Origin of the sequence: Mycobacterium sp. MFM001 (assembly GCF_003402475.1) — a bacterium.
Lineage (GTDB): Bacteria > Actinomycetota > Actinomycetes > Mycobacteriales > Mycobacteriaceae > Mycobacterium.
In genome coordinates, this window is the sequence record NZ_BFAB01000003.1 from 389,701 (window position 1) to 406,615 (window position 16,915).

The 16,915-nt window shown below is 66.7% G+C and carries 13 protein-coding genes and 2 pseudogenes; 5 read left to right on the forward strand and 10 right to left on the reverse strand.

Annotation, left to right across the window (positions count from 1 at the left end; genetic code table 11):
* Window positions 1-58 precede the first annotated feature (58 nt).
* Window positions 59-1,702: a serine/threonine-protein kinase gene (locus MFM001_RS25110; RefSeq protein WP_304481773.1), complete on the forward strand. Its 1,644-nt coding sequence runs from the start codon at window positions 59-61 to the stop codon at window positions 1,700-1,702.
* On the opposite strand, the gene MFM001_RS08010 is transcribed toward MFM001_RS25110, so the two are convergent.
* The gene (locus MFM001_RS08010) at window positions 1,703-2,560 is read right to left on the reverse strand and encodes a MerR family transcriptional regulator (protein WP_116374689.1); all 858 of its coding nucleotides are present in this window, start codon (window positions 2,558-2,560) and stop codon (window positions 1,703-1,705) included.
* A 40-nt stretch (window positions 2,561-2,600) separates the two neighbouring features.
* Between MFM001_RS08010 and MFM001_RS08015 the strand changes: the two genes are divergently transcribed.
* Window positions 2,601-3,752, forward strand: coding sequence for an aromatic ring-hydroxylating dioxygenase subunit alpha (locus MFM001_RS08015; protein ID WP_116374690.1), 1,152 nt, complete (start codon window positions 2,601-2,603; stop codon window positions 3,750-3,752).
* Here MFM001_RS08015 and MFM001_RS08020 read toward each other — a convergent pair.
* Window positions 3,704-4,858: a lipocalin-like domain-containing protein gene (locus tag MFM001_RS08020; protein WP_116374691.1), complete on the reverse strand. Its 1,155-nt coding sequence runs from the start codon at window positions 4,856-4,858 to the stop codon at window positions 3,704-3,706. The genes MFM001_RS08015 and MFM001_RS08020 overlap by 49 nt on opposite strands.
* Before the next feature lie 67 nt (window positions 4,859-4,925).
* Between MFM001_RS08020 and MFM001_RS08025 the strand changes: the two genes are divergently transcribed.
* Window positions 4,926-6,386, forward strand: a complete 1,461-nt coding sequence (locus MFM001_RS08025) for an aldehyde dehydrogenase (protein ID WP_116374692.1) — start codon at window positions 4,926-4,928, stop codon at window positions 6,384-6,386.
* Window positions 6,387-6,457: 71 nt separating this feature from the next.
* Here the strand turns inward: MFM001_RS08025 and MFM001_RS08030 are convergent, their stop codons facing one another.
* The 5 genes and pseudogenes from MFM001_RS08030 to MFM001_RS08050 form a co-directional block, all read right to left on the reverse strand.
* Window positions 6,458-6,868, reverse strand: a complete 411-nt coding sequence (locus MFM001_RS08030) for a MaoC family dehydratase (RefSeq protein WP_238159018.1) — start codon at window positions 6,866-6,868, stop codon at window positions 6,458-6,460.
* Between the two features lie 36 nt (window positions 6,869-6,904).
* A pseudogene (locus tag MFM001_RS08035) lies at window positions 6,905-7,420 on the reverse strand (MaoC family dehydratase N-terminal domain-containing protein); the annotation flags it as partial.
* Complete coding sequence (locus tag MFM001_RS08040; protein ID WP_116374693.1) at window positions 7,417-7,833, reverse strand: nuclear transport factor 2 family protein; 417 nt, start codon at window positions 7,831-7,833, stop codon at window positions 7,417-7,419. The gene MFM001_RS08040 and the pseudogene MFM001_RS08035, both read right to left, overlap by 4 nt.
* Before the next feature lie 14 nt (window positions 7,834-7,847).
* Complete coding sequence (locus MFM001_RS08045) at window positions 7,848-9,398, reverse strand: AMP-binding protein (protein WP_116374694.1); 1,551 nt, start codon at window positions 9,396-9,398, stop codon at window positions 7,848-7,850.
* Window positions 9,398-10,507 (reverse strand): aromatic ring-hydroxylating dioxygenase subunit alpha, encoded by a 1,110-nt coding sequence (locus MFM001_RS08050; protein WP_116374695.1) that lies wholly within the window; start codon window positions 10,505-10,507, stop codon window positions 9,398-9,400. Before MFM001_RS08050 ends, MFM001_RS08045 begins: the two co-directional genes overlap by 1 nt.
* A gap of 87 nt (window positions 10,508-10,594) precedes the next feature.
* Between MFM001_RS08050 and MFM001_RS08055 the strand changes: the two genes are divergently transcribed.
* The gene (locus MFM001_RS08055; RefSeq protein WP_116374758.1) at window positions 10,595-11,812 is read left to right on the forward strand and encodes a cytochrome P450; all 1,218 of its coding nucleotides are present in this window, start codon (window positions 10,595-10,597) and stop codon (window positions 11,810-11,812) included.
* On the opposite strand, the gene MFM001_RS08060 is transcribed toward MFM001_RS08055, so the two are convergent.
* The gene (locus MFM001_RS08060) at window positions 11,813-12,004 is read right to left on the reverse strand and encodes a ferredoxin (protein ID WP_116374696.1); all 192 of its coding nucleotides are present in this window, start codon (window positions 12,002-12,004) and stop codon (window positions 11,813-11,815) included.
* 145 nt (window positions 12,005-12,149) lie between these two features.
* Between MFM001_RS08060 and MFM001_RS08065 the strand changes: the two genes are divergently transcribed.
* A complete protein-coding gene (locus MFM001_RS08065) occupies window positions 12,150-13,346 on the forward strand; it encodes a cytochrome P450 (protein ID WP_116374697.1) in 1,197 nt (398 codons plus the stop codon).
* On the opposite strand, the gene MFM001_RS24780 is transcribed toward MFM001_RS08065, so the two are convergent.
* Together MFM001_RS24780 and MFM001_RS24790 are read right to left on the reverse strand one after the other, a co-directional pair.
* Window positions 13,347-14,519, reverse strand: coding sequence for a pyridoxal phosphate-dependent aminotransferase (locus MFM001_RS24780; protein ID WP_255422206.1), 1,173 nt, complete (start codon window positions 14,517-14,519; stop codon window positions 13,347-13,349).
* A gap of 72 nt (window positions 14,520-14,591) precedes the next feature.
* Window positions 14,592-16,910, reverse strand: a pseudogene (locus MFM001_RS24790) (amino acid adenylation domain-containing protein); the annotation flags it as partial.
* Window positions 16,911-16,915: the final 5 nt, after the last annotated feature.

The following is a 16,915-nucleotide window of genomic DNA, read 5'->3' on the forward strand; positions in this document are numbered from 1 at the left end:
CCCAGCTCATCGAGCCTGAAATTCTGGTCTGTGAGCACCAGCTTGTACGATCCTCCCCATGCCGCTGGTCACTGGTGCGACGGCTGCCGGATTCAGCATCGTTCGGCCGCTGGGCTCTGGCCAGCATGGTGAGGTCTATCTGGTTGAGCGCCCGAGGCTGCCGCGCCGTCACGCGCTCAAGATCCTGCCCGCCGACGTGTCCGCCGACCCCGAGTACCAGGAGCGGTTCTACCGCGAGTCGGACCTGGCGGCGGCGCTGTGGCACCCGAACATCGTCGGCCTCTACGACCGGGGCGAGTTCGAGGGCCGGCTGTGGCTGCTGACGGACTACGTCGACGGCGCCGACGCAACCCAACTGCTCAGCGATGCCTATCCCGACGGCGTCCCGCCCGACGAGGTTGTCGAGATCGTCACCGCAGTCGCGGAGGCACTTGACTACGCCCACGACCACGGGCTGGTGCACGGCTACGTGAAGCCGGGCAACATTCTGCTGACCAAACCCGAATCGGGTAAGCGGCGAATCCTGCTGGCTGACTTCGGTGTACCCCGGCAGACCGACATGACGATCGGCGCCGTGAGCTATGCCGCGCCCGAGCAGCTGATGGACGACTCGATCGACGGCCGGGCCGACCAATATGCGTTGGCGTGCACCGCTTTTCACCTGCTGACGGGGTCACCGCCATTCGCGCACCACAACCCTGCCGTGGTGATCAGCAAGCACCTCAACGAATCACCGCCACGGTCGGGCGACGTCAAACCGGAACTGGCCTACTTCGACGAAGCCTTTGCCCGCGCGCTCGCCAAAGCAGCTGTCGAAAGATTCCCACGGTGTCGAGACTTCGCCGAAGCACTCGAGGGGAATCACCGGCGCGATCCGCAGGACGCTGACGCCACTGCTGTCCTTGGATGGCCGGTGCACGACGCTACGCCCACGACTGACGAACCTGCTGCGTCACACGTATGGGAAGACACTGAATACGACGACGCCGCCACGTTCCCCGAAGCCCACGAGGCCGCAGCGGCGCCACCAGATGTCTGGCACGACACCGAATTCGACGATGCCACCACGTCCCCCGAGCCTGCCGTGTCCGACACAACGGCTGACGAACCAGACGAAGCCGTAGCGGAGCCACCAGATGTCTGGGAAGACAACGAGTTTGACGACTCGCCGTTCTTCGAACCAGCAGTGGCCCGCGCGACTACTGCGGATGCGTCGGCGACCGCGCGCCGCCGCCGGCTGATCCAAACGGGGGCGTTCGCCCTCACGATCGTGGCGGTGGCGCTGCTCGGATACTTCGCGGTCATGCTGCTGCGGGCGCACTCGTTCCAGGACTCGCCAAGCGTCGAGATGCCGGCGCCGCTGACCACCGTCCGGTCTGTTGCCCCGCCGCCGCCGAGCGCCACGTTGCCGCCCGCCCCGCCTGCTCCGATTCCTGCGCCGCCGTTGCCGGAAATCACGATGCCCTCGCCGTCTGCTGCGACGACGACTCCGCCCACGAGCACATCGCCGACGACCGAGACGCACGCGGCGACGACGACCACGACGCCCTCCACCTCGGCACCGCCTTTGGACACCCGGCCGGCCCTCGGCATGCCCTGCAGCCCTCAGCAGGCGGGCACGGCAACCGTCTCGAACACGGGGGTTCCGATCAGCTGCGTCGATACACCCGGCGGATTCGCCTGGCAACCGCCGGGTGGCTGACTAACTGCACCTCGCCGGCGGCAGCACGATCACGCTGACCGTTTCCAGTCCGCGCCGGGCGGCCTCCCGGGTCAGTTCGTCGATGAAATGGGCCGCGGCGGGGGTGATCGACGCTGCCCACGTCCGAAACCCCTGCACGATGACCGGGTCGCGTTCCAGCAGCGGCTGCACGCAGCGCAACGCATCAACGACGTCGTCGGGCAGCGGGTCGGCCACCTGCTGGTCAATCCACGTGTGCGCCAGTTCAGTTGCCGCGGCGTCGTTTTCGCCGAGAGCCACCACCTCACCCGCAAGCTTGCGCAATCGGTCGAACAGCACGTCGCGCCCCGGCGTCTCGGCGAGTTCCTCGAGCAGTATGCTGGCTGCCGGTGGCAGAACCATCTGACCGAACAGCGCGGGAACCGGCAGCTCCCAGGCGTCGAACAGGTCGGTGTACATCGCGGCCGTTGCCGGGGACAGCGGCGTGCTCAGCCGGCCGATGACACCGATGCTGTCGCGATGCGACGTGGCCAGTTGCTCCAGGACGTCGTCGTCGTCGTGGATGGCGGTGGCGGCGTCGATGGCCGCGATCAGCTGATCGAGCCGGTCGCGCTGGGCCATCAGCAACGCGCGGTGTTCGTCGAGGACGTCGGCCAGGGTGGCCTGGTCGGCCAACCGCTGGATGTCTTTGATGCTCAGGCCCAGGCTGCGCAGAAGGTCGATGCGCAACAGGTCGAGAACCTGCCCGACGTCGAAGACGCGGTAGCCGTTGGACAGGTGCTCGGCCCGCAGCAGCCCGATTTTCTCGTAGTGGCGGATGCGGCCCGGCGCGATCCCGGTCAAGGCCGTGACGTCGCCGATCAGCAACTGCTCAGCCACGTCTTGACATTACAACGGTGACAAGGTCTGTACTGGACGCATGGACCGCGATCAGCTGATCGACTTGACCCGGCGCGCGGTGAAATTGGCGCGCGACAACACCACCGATCTGGCGCCGACGGAGCACACGGTCGCCGCGCGTGAGTACACGTCGGCCGAGCGCCACGAGCGTGACGTGGCGATGCTGCTGGCCAGCCCGCAACTGGTCGGGTACGTCTCCGAGTTGCCGGCGCCGGGCAGCTACTGCACCAAGACCGTGATGGGCCGATCGGTCCTGCTGACCCGGATATCCGACGGGTCGGTCAAGGCGTTCGACAACGTTTGCCTGCATCGGCAGTCGCAGGTGGTCAGCGGCTGCGGCACGGCAAAGCGGTTCAGCTGTCCGTATCACGCGTGGACCTACGACAACACCGGGCGGCTGGTCGGTGTGCCGGGCCGGGAAGGCTTCCCGGGAGTTCAGGTGAAGTCGGATGGGCTGACCGAGTTGCCGGCCGCCGAATTCGCCGGATTCCTTTGGGTGTCACTGCAACCCGACGCCTCGTTGGATGTTGCGGCGCATCTGGGTTCGCTGGCTACCGAACTCGACTCGTGGGGCATCGGGCGGTGGTCACCGCTGGGCGAGAAGGTCCTGGACTCCCCGATCAACTGGAAACTCGCGGTCGACACCTTTTCGGAGAATTACCATTTCGCCACCGTGCACCGGCAGACGTTCGCGACGATCGCGCGCAGCAACTGCACGGTCTTCGACGCGTTCGGTGCGCATCACCGGTTGATCTTCCCGCTCAACTCGATCCTCGAATTGGAGAACGTTCCCGAAGAACAGTGGGATCCGTTCCAGAACATGGTGGTGATCTACGCGCTGTTCCCCAACATCGTGCTGTCGGTGACGATCGCCAACGGTGAGCTGTTCCGGATCTACCCGGGCGACAAGCCGGGCAGATCGATTACCGTGCACCAGAATTCGACGCCGCTGGACACCTCCGACGAGTCCGTCGCGGCGGGTGCGCAGGCTGTGTTCGACTACGCGCACGCCACTGTGCGCGACGAGGACTACCGGTTGGTCGCGGGGCTGCAGGCCAACCTGGAGTCGGGGGCGCGTGAACGTTTGTTGTTCGGCCGCAACGAGCCCGGGTTGCAGCATCGTCACAAGAGTTGGGCCGAGGCAATGTCGGCGAGTTCCCAGTCCCGGTAGAGCGCCAGCGAGCGCTCGTAGAACCCGAAGCCGCTCACCGGCTTTCCGCGCAGCGTCCCGCGGTAGAGGTATGGCCCCTCCATGTATTCGATCGGCAACGCATGCGCCGGCGCGGCCACCAGCGGCTCGCCGGTGAGGTCGAGTTGCAATGTGGCGCTGGACAGTCGGTGGCGGTCGGGCATGTAGCGGACCTGCGAGAGCGGCGGCACCAGGGGGCGGATCGACTCCGGCCACCGCACATAGCTGTCGACGGTGACGTCGACGTCCTCGGCGCACTCCGCCGGCGCGTCCGGGTAGCTGACCGTTACGCCGGAGAAGGGTTGCAGCGCATTGTGGTTGGTGCGGTCGAACTGTCGCCAGATGCTCAGGTCGACACCATTGTCCAGGTTGATCGTGCGCCATTCGTGGGAGCGGGCGCGAGGGTCTCCCCCGGTCCCGCCACCGCCGGCGTAACGGGGAAACCACTGCCGATCGACATGCCCGGCCTTGCCGCTGACCTGTTCACTGATGTCACCCCAGCGCAGCGTCCCGGTCATCGCCATTCGGGTCTGGAAATACGAATACGTGGCGTCCTGGCCGAAGCAGGCGATCCGGCCGTTGTACTTCGGTGCGCCCAGCGGAACCGGCCCCCGCGTGGGCGTGACGGTCAAATCCAGACCCATCGGCCCGCCGACCTGATCGACGCCGACCAGGTTGACCCGGTAGGTGTAGGGCAGCAGCTGCCCGTCGTCGTCGCGGCAGGTGGTCCAGGTGGCGATGCCGGCGCTGCTTTCGTATCGGATGTCGAGGTGGCCGGGGACGGCGGACAGTTTCGGCGTGGCCGCGTTGCGCGGCGGCATGTCGTAGTCGGTATAGGTGCCGTATATGCCTGCGTCGCAATCGAATAGCGCCATCGTGTAGAAGTCGGCGACCACCGATCCGCCGGGGCGGTTTTTGTTGACGATGGTCAGGAACGCGTACGACCGGCCCGACGCGGCGGCCAGTTCGCCGGCGACGAACCAGGTGTCGGACTCCTGGTCGGGGTGCTCGCCTTCGGCGGCGGGGAATTCCAGCATCGGGTCGCCGGGCACCAATTGGAACGGGTAACAGCGCCAGTCGTCGCCCACATGGACTCCCGTCCCCACGTTTTCTTGCTATGTTAGCAGTAATAGCCATGTCACGAGGCGGTGCCGCATGCCCCAGCAGCTTGACCATCGTTGCTACGACGAGCTTTTCATCGGCGGCCAGTGGCGCAAACCCTTGAGCGGGGCCCGGCTCACAGTGATCTCTCCGCACTCCGAGGAGCCCATCGGCGAGGCCCCCGCCGGCAGCCCCGAGGACGTCGACGCCGCAGTCACCGCGGCGCGGCACGCCTTCGACCACGGGCCGTGGCCGCGGCTGGATCCACGCGAACGGATGGCCAAGATCGAAGAGCTCGCCGCCATCTACGGGCGGCATACCGACGAGATTTCCGACCTGATCACCGCCGAGATGGGGTCGCCGCGCAGTTTCAGCCGGCTGGGTCAAGGGGCCGGCGCCGCATCGATGATCCACCTTGCGCTGGCGGCTGCCCGTGATTTTCCGTGGGCCGAGCGTCGCCAGGGTGTGCGCGGTGAAGTCTTGGTTCGTCGTGCGCCGGTAGGCGTGGTCGGCGCGATCGTGCCGTGGAACGTGCCGCAATTCCTGATCATGCCCAAGCTGATTCCCGCGCTGATCGCCGGTTGCACGGTCGTCGTCAAGCCCGCGCCGGAAACACCGTTGGACGCACTGTGGTTGGCCGAGATGCTCGAGCAGGTCGGGCTGCCCGAGGGCGTGGTGTCGGTGGTCACCGGCGGGCCCGACGTCGGCGAGGCGCTGGTGCGCCACCCGGGTGTGGACAAGATCGCGTTCACCGGGTCCAGCGCCGTCGGCCGCCGCATCGCGGCGATTTGTGGGGAGCAGCTCAAACGGGTGAGCCTGGAACTGGGCGGCAAGTCGGCGGCGATCATTCTCGACGACGCCGACATCGACAAGACGGTCGCCGGGCTGAAGACCGCAGGGCTGATGAACAACGGGCAGGCCTGCGTTGCGCAGACCCGCATTCTGGTCAGCGAGCGCCGCCGCGACGAGGTCGTCGATGCGCTGGCCGACATGATGTCGGGCCTGCAGGTCGGCGACCCGTTCGACGAGGCCACCGACATCGGGCCGCTGGTCGCGCAACGCCAGCAGCATCGGGTGCAGGACTACATCCGCTCCGGCCTCAAAGAGGGCGCCCGGATTGTCCTCGGCGGTGAAGATCCGCCGACCGACCGCGGCTGGTACGTGCGTCCGACGCTGTTCGCCGACGCCACCAACGACATGCGCATCGCGCGCGAGGAGATCTTCGGCCCGGTGCTGACCGTGCTGACCTATACCGACGAGGACGACGCGGTGCGCATCGCCAACGACAGCGACTACGGTCTGGCCGGTTCGGTGTGGACGGCCGATGCCGCCCACGGGATGGAGATCGCCTCGGCGGTGCGCGCCGGCACCTACGGCATCAACATGTACATGCTCGACATCGCCAGCCCGTTCGGTGGTTTCAAGCAATCGGGCATCGGGCGGGAATTCGGTCCGGAGGGTCTGGCCGAGTATGTGGAGTTGCAGTCGGTGGTCAGCAAGAGCCCGCTGAATTAGCCGATCCGCCGAGTGTGGAGTTGCGTCACGCTACGCGCGAATTCGCGTGCCCCAAGCCCACGCTCGGTGGCCTACGAGTGCGGCACTTGCAGGGTGAGCTCGACCGGGCAACACAGTTCGCCGCGCTGGTTGTTCACGTCGATCTGCAGATCGACGGTGGTGTCGGTGCGCTTGGCGACGACGCGTCCGCGGCCCACCATGGTGTCGCCGGCGTAGATTGTTCCGACCAGGCGCATCGCGCGGCGCACCACCCGGCTCTGTGGGCCGGCCCAGTCGGTGGCGATGCGGTCGGCGAAGCCGGCGAAGTGCATGGTGTTGACGAAAATCGTTGGGTGGCCTTGGTTGTAGGCATAGCCGGGATCGAAGTGGCCCGGAAAGTAGTCCCACGTCGCGCCGGAGTTCATCACCACTCGCTGGTAGTCGATCTCGTCGAGCACCACCGGCAGCTGCTCTGCGCCAGCAGACGCAAAGGTCTCCGACACGCCGGGCGGAGGGGGACTTTTGCGTCTGCTCGCGCCAGATGGCTCGGGGGTGAAGCGGAACAACGTGTTTCGGTTGCGGGCCACCACCGCGCCGTCCTGGCGAGTAAAGGTGTCGAGGGTCTCGACGAAATGCCCGACGCCAAGGTGGGTCTGCTTTTCCGGTGACACCGACACCACCTCGTCGACCATGCTCAGCAGGTCGCCCTCGACGATGGGCAGCAGAAATTCGGCGTCGTTGGCGGCGTTGACGAACGTGGTGCCGGGCAGCGGCACCCGCAGCGCGATCGCCGTCACCCGCGGCTCACCCGTCGGCAGCCACGGCGGTGGTACCAGCCAGCCCATCAGCAGACCTGGCGGTGCCAGCAGGCCGCCCCAGGTCTCGGCGGCGAATTCGGCGTCCCAGTACGACGGGTTGGCGTCGCGGACCAGCGCCGCGAACATCTGGATGCGCGCCGCGCTGACCACGGCTGTCGCGGTTCGCGGCTCGGACGTCGCCCCGACCATGCGCAGCGCGTCCTCGTAGGTGCCGAACGCGAGTTGGATACCGGTCATACCCGAGCTGGCGCCGAATCCCATTGCAGCTCACGGGAAGTGAAGTACCAGCCGCCGCGTTCGTAGATGAGCCGATCGTGATAGGTGCCGGTGGCCCGCAGCGCGGCGACGCCGTCGTCGCCCACCGCGTAGAGCAGCGCGACGCAGCGCTGGGTGGCGTTGACGCCGTCGACGCTGATCTCGTGATCGACGCTGACCAGCCGCTGTCCGCCGCCGCCGTCGAAGGCGGCGCGCAAGTCGGTGAACTCCTCACCGCCGCGGACGTAGCTGGCGCCGGAGTGCCGGAACGTCGCGATCCAGCCGTTGCGGTCGCCGTCGGAGTAGCACCGGTTGTGCCGGGCGGTGAGATCCAGGATGGCGTCGCGGCCGGTCGCGCCGTCGAGCTGGAATTGCTGCTGATAGGTCATGCTCATAGTGGTCCCCCAACTTACCGGCTGACGATGTATCCGTGGCGTTCCCGGTCCCAGGCGCCGGGACCGAGCCCGCGGCCCCGCAATACATCTTTGCGCACCCGCCCGATGATCGTCTTGGGAATCTCGTCGACGATCTCGACGTAGCGCGGCACGCAGAAGTACGGCATCCGCGCCGAGCAGAAATCCAGCAGCTCAACGTAGTCCAGCGAGGACTCCGGTCGCAGCGTCACGATCAGTAGGATGTCGTCCTCGCCCAGCTCGCTGGGCACCCCGACCGCTGCCGCCTCGGCCACCGCGGGATGCTGCAGAACGGTTGTTTCCACTTCCACCGACGAGATGTTCTCACCGCGGCGGCGCAGTGAATCCTTCACGCGGTCCAGGTAGGTCAGGTTCTGATTGTCGTCCAGCATGCCGAGGTCGCCGGTGCGAAACCACTCCGGGTGCGGCTCGACCGTCCCGTCGGCGCCGACATAGCCCTCGCTCATCACATGGGGATGCCTGGGCCGGCAGGCGATCTCACCGGCGGTTCCCGGGGGCACCGGGTTCCCGTCGGCGTCGACGATTGCCACGTCGAAGCTCGGGTTGGGCCGGCCCGACGTTCCCGGGACCCCGTCCTCGTCGACGCCCTTGACCGCGACGGGAAAGGCCTCCGTCAAGCCGTACATCGTGACGACGCGGCAGTTGTAACGCTTTTCGATGTCCCGATAGAGCGCAGCGTCGATGGGCGCGGCCGAGATGAACCGCAGCGGCAGCTGCGCGTCGCGCGGGTCCGGCGGCTGATTCCACAGCATCGACACCATTGCGCCGGCACCGGCGAAGCCCACGGCGCCGCAGCCCCGCACGTCGTCCCACACGCTGGCCGGATGGAAGGCCGGCGCCAGCACGGTGGTCCCGCCGACAAGCAGCGGCGCCAGCACCGACGGCGCGGCGCTGAGATGGAACAACGGCATCGCGGTCCACAGCACCTCGTCCTCACCGAATTTCCACGCCGACGCCACCGTCGCCGCCGCGGTGAACAGGTAGTGCCAGCTGGTGGCAACCGCTTTGGACGCGCCGGTGGTGCCGGAGGTGAAAAACAGCGATCCGACCACGCCGGGGTCAGCCGGCTCGTCCGTTACCGCATCACCGTCGCCGAGCGAGTCACCTTGCGCCAGAATCTCTTTGAGCATCGGCAACTGGTTCGCCACTTCGTCGACGCGGCAGCGCCGTTCGGTGTCGGTGAGGATCGCTTTGGCTCGCGAGAGCCGCAGGGCGTGCAGCAGGAACTCGCCCTTGTAGGCGGCGTTGACGGCTGCGGTCACCGCGCCGATCCGCGCCGCGCCCAGCCAGAAGTAGATCCACTCCGGGCAGGTCGCGGTGAACAGCGCGACGCAATCGCCGCGGCCAATACCGTTGTCGCGCAGCGTGCTTGCCGCCGAGCAGGATCGCTGCGCCATCTGCTCGAAGGTCACCGCAGTGCCGGCCACCGACATCATCACCCGGTCCGGAAACTGCTCGGCGCGGCGGTCGAGCACCGCCGGCACGCTGAATTGCTCCACCCCGAAATCGGCCGGGCGGATCGGCATCAGGCCTGCGCGGCTGCCGGGTCGGGCGAACCGTCCGGGGTGTATCCGAAGTCGTCGGGCGAGGGCTGTTCGCCCGGGTAGAAGCGGTGTGCCCAGCGGCGAAGCGCCGCGTAGTCGCGGGCTTCCTCGGGCGCCAGGTTGGGCTTCTCCAAGTATTTCATGTTCTCCCAGGTGAAGAAGTCCTGCTTGATGACTTCCTGTTGCAGCGCAAGGAATCTCGCGGCGCGCCCGGAAGGCGCCTCGCCGGTGTGGCCGGGTTCGCGAATCGAGGCCTGGGTGTAGAAGTAGTCGGTGTAGTCCTCGTCGACCGGGGTCTGCCCGGTGACCTGAATAGTGGCCACCAAGTCGCTGGGGAATCGGACCACGCCCAGCCCGAGCGAGTAGTTGTCGTAGATGATCTTGGCGTCCACCGGTCCGTTCGGGGTCAGCCAGGTCTGCGCCCGGCCGCCGCCGAAGTGGGCGTTGACGGTGGCGTGCAAGTGATAGCCGGACACCTCGAACGACGCGGTGTTCGCCGGGTTGGCGGCCTTGTGCACGTACTGGACGTGGTATGGGTCGGCGGCGTTTTCGATGATCATCTGCGCGTGCACCTTGACCCGGTTGAGCATCCGGCTGTGCGGATGCAGCGGGTAGTACTCGCCGGTCTCCAGTTCGGGTAGCACGGGCGGTTGCCAGTACGGCGGCCGGCCGTGGCGCTCGTGCCAGACCAGGATGAAGCCGTACCACTCGGTGCAGGGGTAGGTGCGGATTCGCACGTTCTGCTTGCAGCCGATCTTGCTGTACGGGATCAGCGCGTTGGTGCCGTCGCCGCGCCAGCGCCAGCCGTGCCAGGGGCAGACGATGTTCTCGCCTTCCACGGTGCCGCCGACGCCCATGTTCGCGCCGAGGTGCTGACAGTACGCGTCGAGCACGTGCACCTGGCCGGACTCGGCGCGGAACAGCACCAACTCCTCGCCGAAGTAGTGCGCCCGCTTGACCTCGCCGGCGGGCAGGTCGGAGGCGAATCCGACGATGAACCACCCGGTCGGGAAGCGGTATTTCGACAGCGCGATACCCGTCGACCCGAATTCGCGTTCCGACGGGTCTGCGTCCGAAACCGTGTGCGTCACTACCTCTCCACCTGGAAGTCTCGGTCTATTTTTACTATTTTAAGTATTGAACGTCAACGCCGGAGGTTCCGTGTGACCACAGCCGAAATGGACCTGTCCGACTTCGCCTTGTGGCGCAACGGTTTTCCCGACGAGTTGTTCGCAAACCTACGGCGCAACCGGCCGATCTTCCGCCATCAGCTCACCCCCGGCGTCGCCAAGGTCGGCGCGCAGCGCGAGTTTTGGATCACCACCAAGCACCGTCACGCCGTGCGTATCCACCGCGACGCCGACTCGTTCACGGCCAAGGACGGCCCGCTCGTCCAGCCGCTCGACACGTTCTCGTCGTACCCGACGATCATCAACATGGACCCGCCGGAGTTGAGCAAGCGCCGCAAACTCATCTCCAGCGCGTTCACGCCGCGCGCGATCGCCAAGCTCGAGGACGGCATCCGGGCCCGCGCCGCGCGGATGATCGACAACCTGCTGGCCCGCGGCGGCGGCGACTGGATCGCCGACGTCGCCGACGCGCTGCCGATGACCGTGATCGGCGACATCATCGGGATCCCGGCCGAAGACCGGCCCCGCATCTTCGACGTCTTCGACCGCATCCTGACCGCCCGCTCCCCCAAGAAACGGCTCACCGAGCAGGAAGAACTCGACCTGTACGGCACGATCTTCGGCTACGCGCTCGAGCTCACCGCGGAGAAGCGGCGCAACCCGGCCGACGATATCTGGAGCACCCTGGCCTCGGCGGAGATCGTCGGCGACGACGGCGAGCAGTTCGCGCTGCCCGCCAACGAGCTCGAGATCTTCTTCTTCGTGCTGGCCTTCGCCGGCAGCGACACCACCAAGAACGCGCTGGCCGCCGGGCTGCAGGCGTTCGTCGCCAACCCCGAGCAGATCGAGCGCTACCGCGCCGAGGAGTCGGTGCGGGCCGGCGCCGTCGAGGAGGTGCTGCGCTGGGCCACGCCGGTCGCGTACTGGACGCGCACCACGAAGGTCGACATCGAGCTCGACGGCCAGCACATCCCTGCCGGTGAGCGCATCGTGTCGATGCTGCGCTCGGCGAACCGCGACGAGGAGGTGTTCGACGAGCCGTTCACCTTCGACATCGGACGGGCGCCCAACCCGCATGTGGCGTTCGGCGGCGGCGGCCCGCACCATTGCCTGGGCGCCTTTTTGGCTCGCGCCGAGTTGCGCGCGGTGTTCGACGAGCTTCTGTTGCGCTGCGATCGCATCGAGCTGGGCCCGGCCACAGTGGCTTACCCCAGCCTCGTCACCAACATGTCGATCTACGACGAGATGTCGATCACGCTGCGGTGATCAATCGATAAGTCGCAGTGCGGCTTTGGGGCATTGGTCGACGGCGGCGCGCACGTCGATCTCCAAGTGCTCAGGTACCTCGCCGTCGGCGATCTGCACCACGTCGGCGTCGCCGATTTCGAAGACATCCGGGGCCAGCGATTCACAGAACCCGTTGGCCTCGCACAGCGACTCGTCGACCGTTACTCGCATCGGATGCTCCTTCTCTGTCAAAGGTAACGACGAGGGTACGCGCGTGGTGGACCGATCTGCGCTTGGCTGGTTACTCTCGATTTTGAGCATGGATCACAGGGACGCGCCCCAACACCCGTCGCGTGTGCTGAACGGGCGATGGCCCATGTGGCAGCTGGCATCTGACGACCCGGCCGACCCGTCGTTTCATGCTGCGCCCAATCGATACTCGCTGTGGGAGGCTGCGCGGCGCGCACATCCGATTGCGTGGACCGATTCCGCCACCCATGGCGGATTCTGGTCCGTCACCACGCACCAATTCGCGCGCCAAGTGCTGCAAAATCCCCGACAGTTCGCATCCGGCGCGGGTATGCGTCTGGACTCCAGTGCCCGTGCCGTCGCGTTGGCTTCGGGAAAGATGCTGGTGGTCACCGACGGTGCCGACCACCGCAGGCTGCGCGCCGCACACTCGGCGTGGCTGTCGAGTTCGGCAGTCGACCGGTTGCATTCGGTCATCGAGGACGACATCGAGACGCTGCTTGCGGAACTGATTGCGGACGGTTGCTCTTTTGACGCCGTCAAAGACCTCGGCGCCGTCATCGCCCGCCAAGTGTTGGCCCGGGTGCTGGGAATCCCGCACGCGGACTGGGCCAAGTTGGGCAAACTGACCGATGCCGCCTACGCCACCAACGTTGCCCAGGACGCCGCCGAGGCCCACGGTGAATTGTTCATGTACCTCGACGAGCTGCTCCAGCAGCGTCGGGCTGATCCGCAGGACGACTTTGTCACCGCGCTGTCGCAGACCACCGTGGACGGCCGCGCGCTCACCGACGACGAAATCTTGCTGAATTGCGACGGCATGCTCACCGGTGGGCTGGAAACGACTCCGCTCGCGGTGTCCGGTGCCATGGTGGCCTTCGCCCAGGCCCCGGATTGCTGGCAGCGGCTGCGCGAGGATCCGGAGCTGATCAACTCGGCAGTGGAAGAAATACTGCGTTGGACGTCGCCCCCCGGACACGTGCTGCGGACCGCCACCGCCGACATGTCGTTGGGCGAGGCCGAGATTCGATCCGGCGACCGGGTCGTGCTGTGGATACCTTCCGCCAACCGTGACGAGGCCGTCTTCCCCGACGGGGAACGTTTCGTGCTGGACCGCCACCCGAACCCGCATCTGTCATTCGGCGGCGGTCCGCACTACTGTGTCGGCGCGGTGCTGGCTCGCCTCGAGTTGCGCTGTCTACTCACGGTTTTGACGCGCAATGTTTCGTCGATCGAGGTGACGGGCCGCGAAAAGCTCCGGCAGTCGAACTTCCTGCACGGTCAGGAGGTCGCCGAGGTGACCGTCGTGCCCGCTCGGCAGTAGCTAGTGCCCGTTGCGCAGCGCGCCGAGTCGCCTGATCGCCTCGTCTAGGGTGCCGTCGCGCTTGGCGAAGTTAAAGCGCACCAGGTGATTCCACGCCGCAGCATGGTCGACGGCCGGATCGCAGTAATCCGACATCGGCATCGCGACCACCCCTACCTTCGCCGACATCGCCGCGCAGAACGCCGTGCTGTCGTCGTAACCCAGCGGACGCGGGTCGGCGCACAGGAAATAGGTACCCGCGCTGTGGTGCACCTCGAAGCCGATCTCGCTCAAGGCAGTCGCCAACCGGTCACGTCTGCCCCGCAACAGATTTCGGTGTGTCTCGACCCAGTCGTCGCCGCTGTTCAGCGCCACAGCCACCGCGGGCTCGAACGGCGCGCTGCCCACGTAGCTGAGATGCTGTTTGGCGGCCCGCAATCCACCGATGAGTCGCGCCGGGCCGCAAGCCCATCCGATCCGCCACCCAGTGCAGTTGAACGCCTTCGACGCGCTGGAGACGGTGATCGTGCGCTCGCCCATGCCGTCGACGGCGGCAAGCGGCAAGTGGCATCGCTCCGGCGAGTACACCAGGTGCTCGTAGACCTCATCGCTGATGACCAGCAGGTCTGCCTTGATTGCGATTTCGGCGATGGCCTCGAGTTCTTGTGCTGTGAGCACCGTGCCGGTCGGGTTGTGTGGCGAGTTGACGATCAACGCCCTCGTTCGGGGTGTCACGGCACGTCGCAGCGCGTCGACGTCGAGCGCGAAACCGCGTCCGTCGGGCACCAACTGCACGAGCACCCGCCGGGCACCGGCCATCGCCACCACCGGCGAGTAGGAGTCGTAGAACGGCTCGATCAGCAACACCTCCGCGCCCGGCTCGACCAAACCGATCACTGCCGACGCGATGGCCTCGGTGGCACCGACCGTGACCAGCACTTCGGTGTCCGGGTCGTATTCGACGCCGAAATGCCGCTTTCGCTGGCCGGCTATCGCTTGCCGCAGTGCGGCGAGACCCGTCCCGGGCGGGTACTGGTTGCGGCCGCCCGCAATCGCCTCTTGGGCGGCCTTCAGCATCGCGGGCGGTCCGTCCTCGTCGGGATACCCGATGCCGAGGTCGATTGCGCCGACGCGCGCGGCCAGCGTCGACATGTCGTTGAATACCGGTGCGGCATAAGGCTGCAGCCGCGACACGGCGTCGGTAGCCGGGCGTTCGCCGTTGGTGGCCAGCGACTGTCGGAGGTGCCTGCCGTACTGTCCGACCGTTTCGGCGGTCAACATTTCCTGGTGCGTGCAGTCGATCGGCTGCACGGCGATAGTGCCGGCAACATAGGCCCGCCAACTGTGCGGCAGCGACGAACTGCGGTCGTTCGAATCCCGTACTGCCGCAAAGATGGTGACGTCACCGTCGAAGACGCGGGGTTCGTGGGTACGATACAGCGCGACGTTGGTGTTGAGGTTGTGAACCAGCAAATCCAGAAGCTGCTTGTAGTGCCGAAGTTCTACGGCCCCTCGTTCGCGAACCAGTTCTTCGACCTGTTCGAAGGTGAGCGGTTCGTCCTGATCTGGAATGGCTACGTCATAGAACTGCAAGACTTCTCGCAGCAGGTGCTCCTCGTCCAGCGCCTGGTTCGACTCGCTGACGCTGCTGTCGAGGGCGGGCTGAGCGTCCAGGAGGACAAGGCGCGTCGGGTGTCCGCGCCGCTGCAGCTCGACGGCGACTTCATGGGCGACGACGCCGCCGAACGACCAGCCGAGCAGGTGGTACGGCCCGGTGGGATAAGCCTCGTGGATTCTGTCCGCGTAGTTTGCCGCCATCGCGCGAATGGACTGGGGTTCAAGTTCTTTCGGCTGCGGGCTTTGCTGGATGCCGATGATCGGGCAGTCCAGGTGATTGCCGAGAACCTGATACGGCCAGCTCACCCCGGCGGCGGGATGGATACAGTACAGCGGAACGCCGGTGCCCTGCTTGAGTGTCTGAACCGGAGCGACTTCTGGTGCGGCAGCGGTACCTGTGTGCAGCCGCTTACCCAAACTTCTGACCGTGGGCGCCTCGAACACGGTGGGCACCGAAAGGTTGGTGTCCAGTGCGGTGTTGATGGTTGCGGTCAGGCGCATGGCGGTGATGCTGTCGCCGCCGAGGTCGAAGAAGGAGTCGTCGATGCCGACGCGCTCGAGGCCGAGGGTTTCGGCGTAGATGCCGGCCAGGATCTCCTCGATGGCAGTGGTGGGGGCGCGGTAGTGTCCGGCGTAGTGGGGGGCGGGCAGCGCGCGGGTGTCCAGTTTGCCGTTAGACGTGAGCGGCAACGCCTCCAACACCACCACCGCGGCGGGCACCATGTAGTCCGGCAGCCGCTCAGCCAGCTCTTGGCGTAGGTGTGCCGGGTCGGCGCTGCCGGTGACATAGCCGACCAGCCGCTTATCACCCGGGCGATCCTCGCGGGCCACCACCACCGCCTGCCCCACCCCATCCAGTGCACGTAGGGCGGCCTGGATTTCATGGAGTTCGATGCGATAGCCGCGGATTTTGACCTGCTCATCGGCGCGGCCCACATAATCCAACTGACCATCCGGGCGCCAGCACACCACATCCCCGGTCCGATACATCCGCGCCCCTGGCGCCCCGAACGGGCAGGCCACAAACCGCGACCCCGTCAAAGCTGTTCGGCCCACATAGCCGTAGGCCACCCCCGCACCGGCCACATACAACTCCCCGGCCACCCCCGCCGGCACCGGATGCAGCCACGGGTCCAGCACGAACAATGCCGCTCCGGGCACCGGCGAACCGATCGGCACCGACCCCACCCCCGGCTCCAGGGGGGCGCTCATCGCCGCATACACCGTGATCTCGGTCGGCCCATAGGCATTGACCATCACCCGACCACGCGCCCAGCGATCGGCCAGCTCGACCGGGCAGGCCTCCCCACCCACCAACACCGCAACCGACCCCAACCCCTCAGCAGACAATGCCGCTAAGGCCGAGGGGGTCTGGGTCAACACACTGACCTGCTCGTCGATCAACACCGCATGAAACTCGCGCGGGGAAGCGGTGATCTGCTCGGGCACCACCACCAACCGCCCGCCATGCAACAACGCCCCCCAGATCTCCCACACCGAAAAATCGAACGCATACGCATGACACTGCGTCCACACCAGCCCCCGACCCGCCAGCCCCGCGGTCAACGATTCGGCCAGGTGCGCCAGGTTGCGATGACTAATCGCCACCCCCTTCGGGGTCCCCGTGGTGCCCGAGGTGTAAATGATGTGCGCAACCCCCTCAACATCGGGCACCGGCAACGCAGTCGCCGGCCGGGCCGCGACGCCCGGATCCTCGACATCGATCACCGCCACGTCATGCCCGGCCAACCGACCCGCCAACCCAGCGGTCGTGATCACCGCGACCGGGGCGGCATCAGAAAGCACAAACCCGACCCGCGCATCGGGCAGCACCGGATCAATCGGCACATAGGCCGCCCCCGTCTTGAGCACCGCCACAATCGACACGATCGCTTCGACCGAGCGCGACAACACCAACCCCACACACCGACCCGGCCCAGCCCCACACTCGAGCAACAGATGCGCCAACCGAT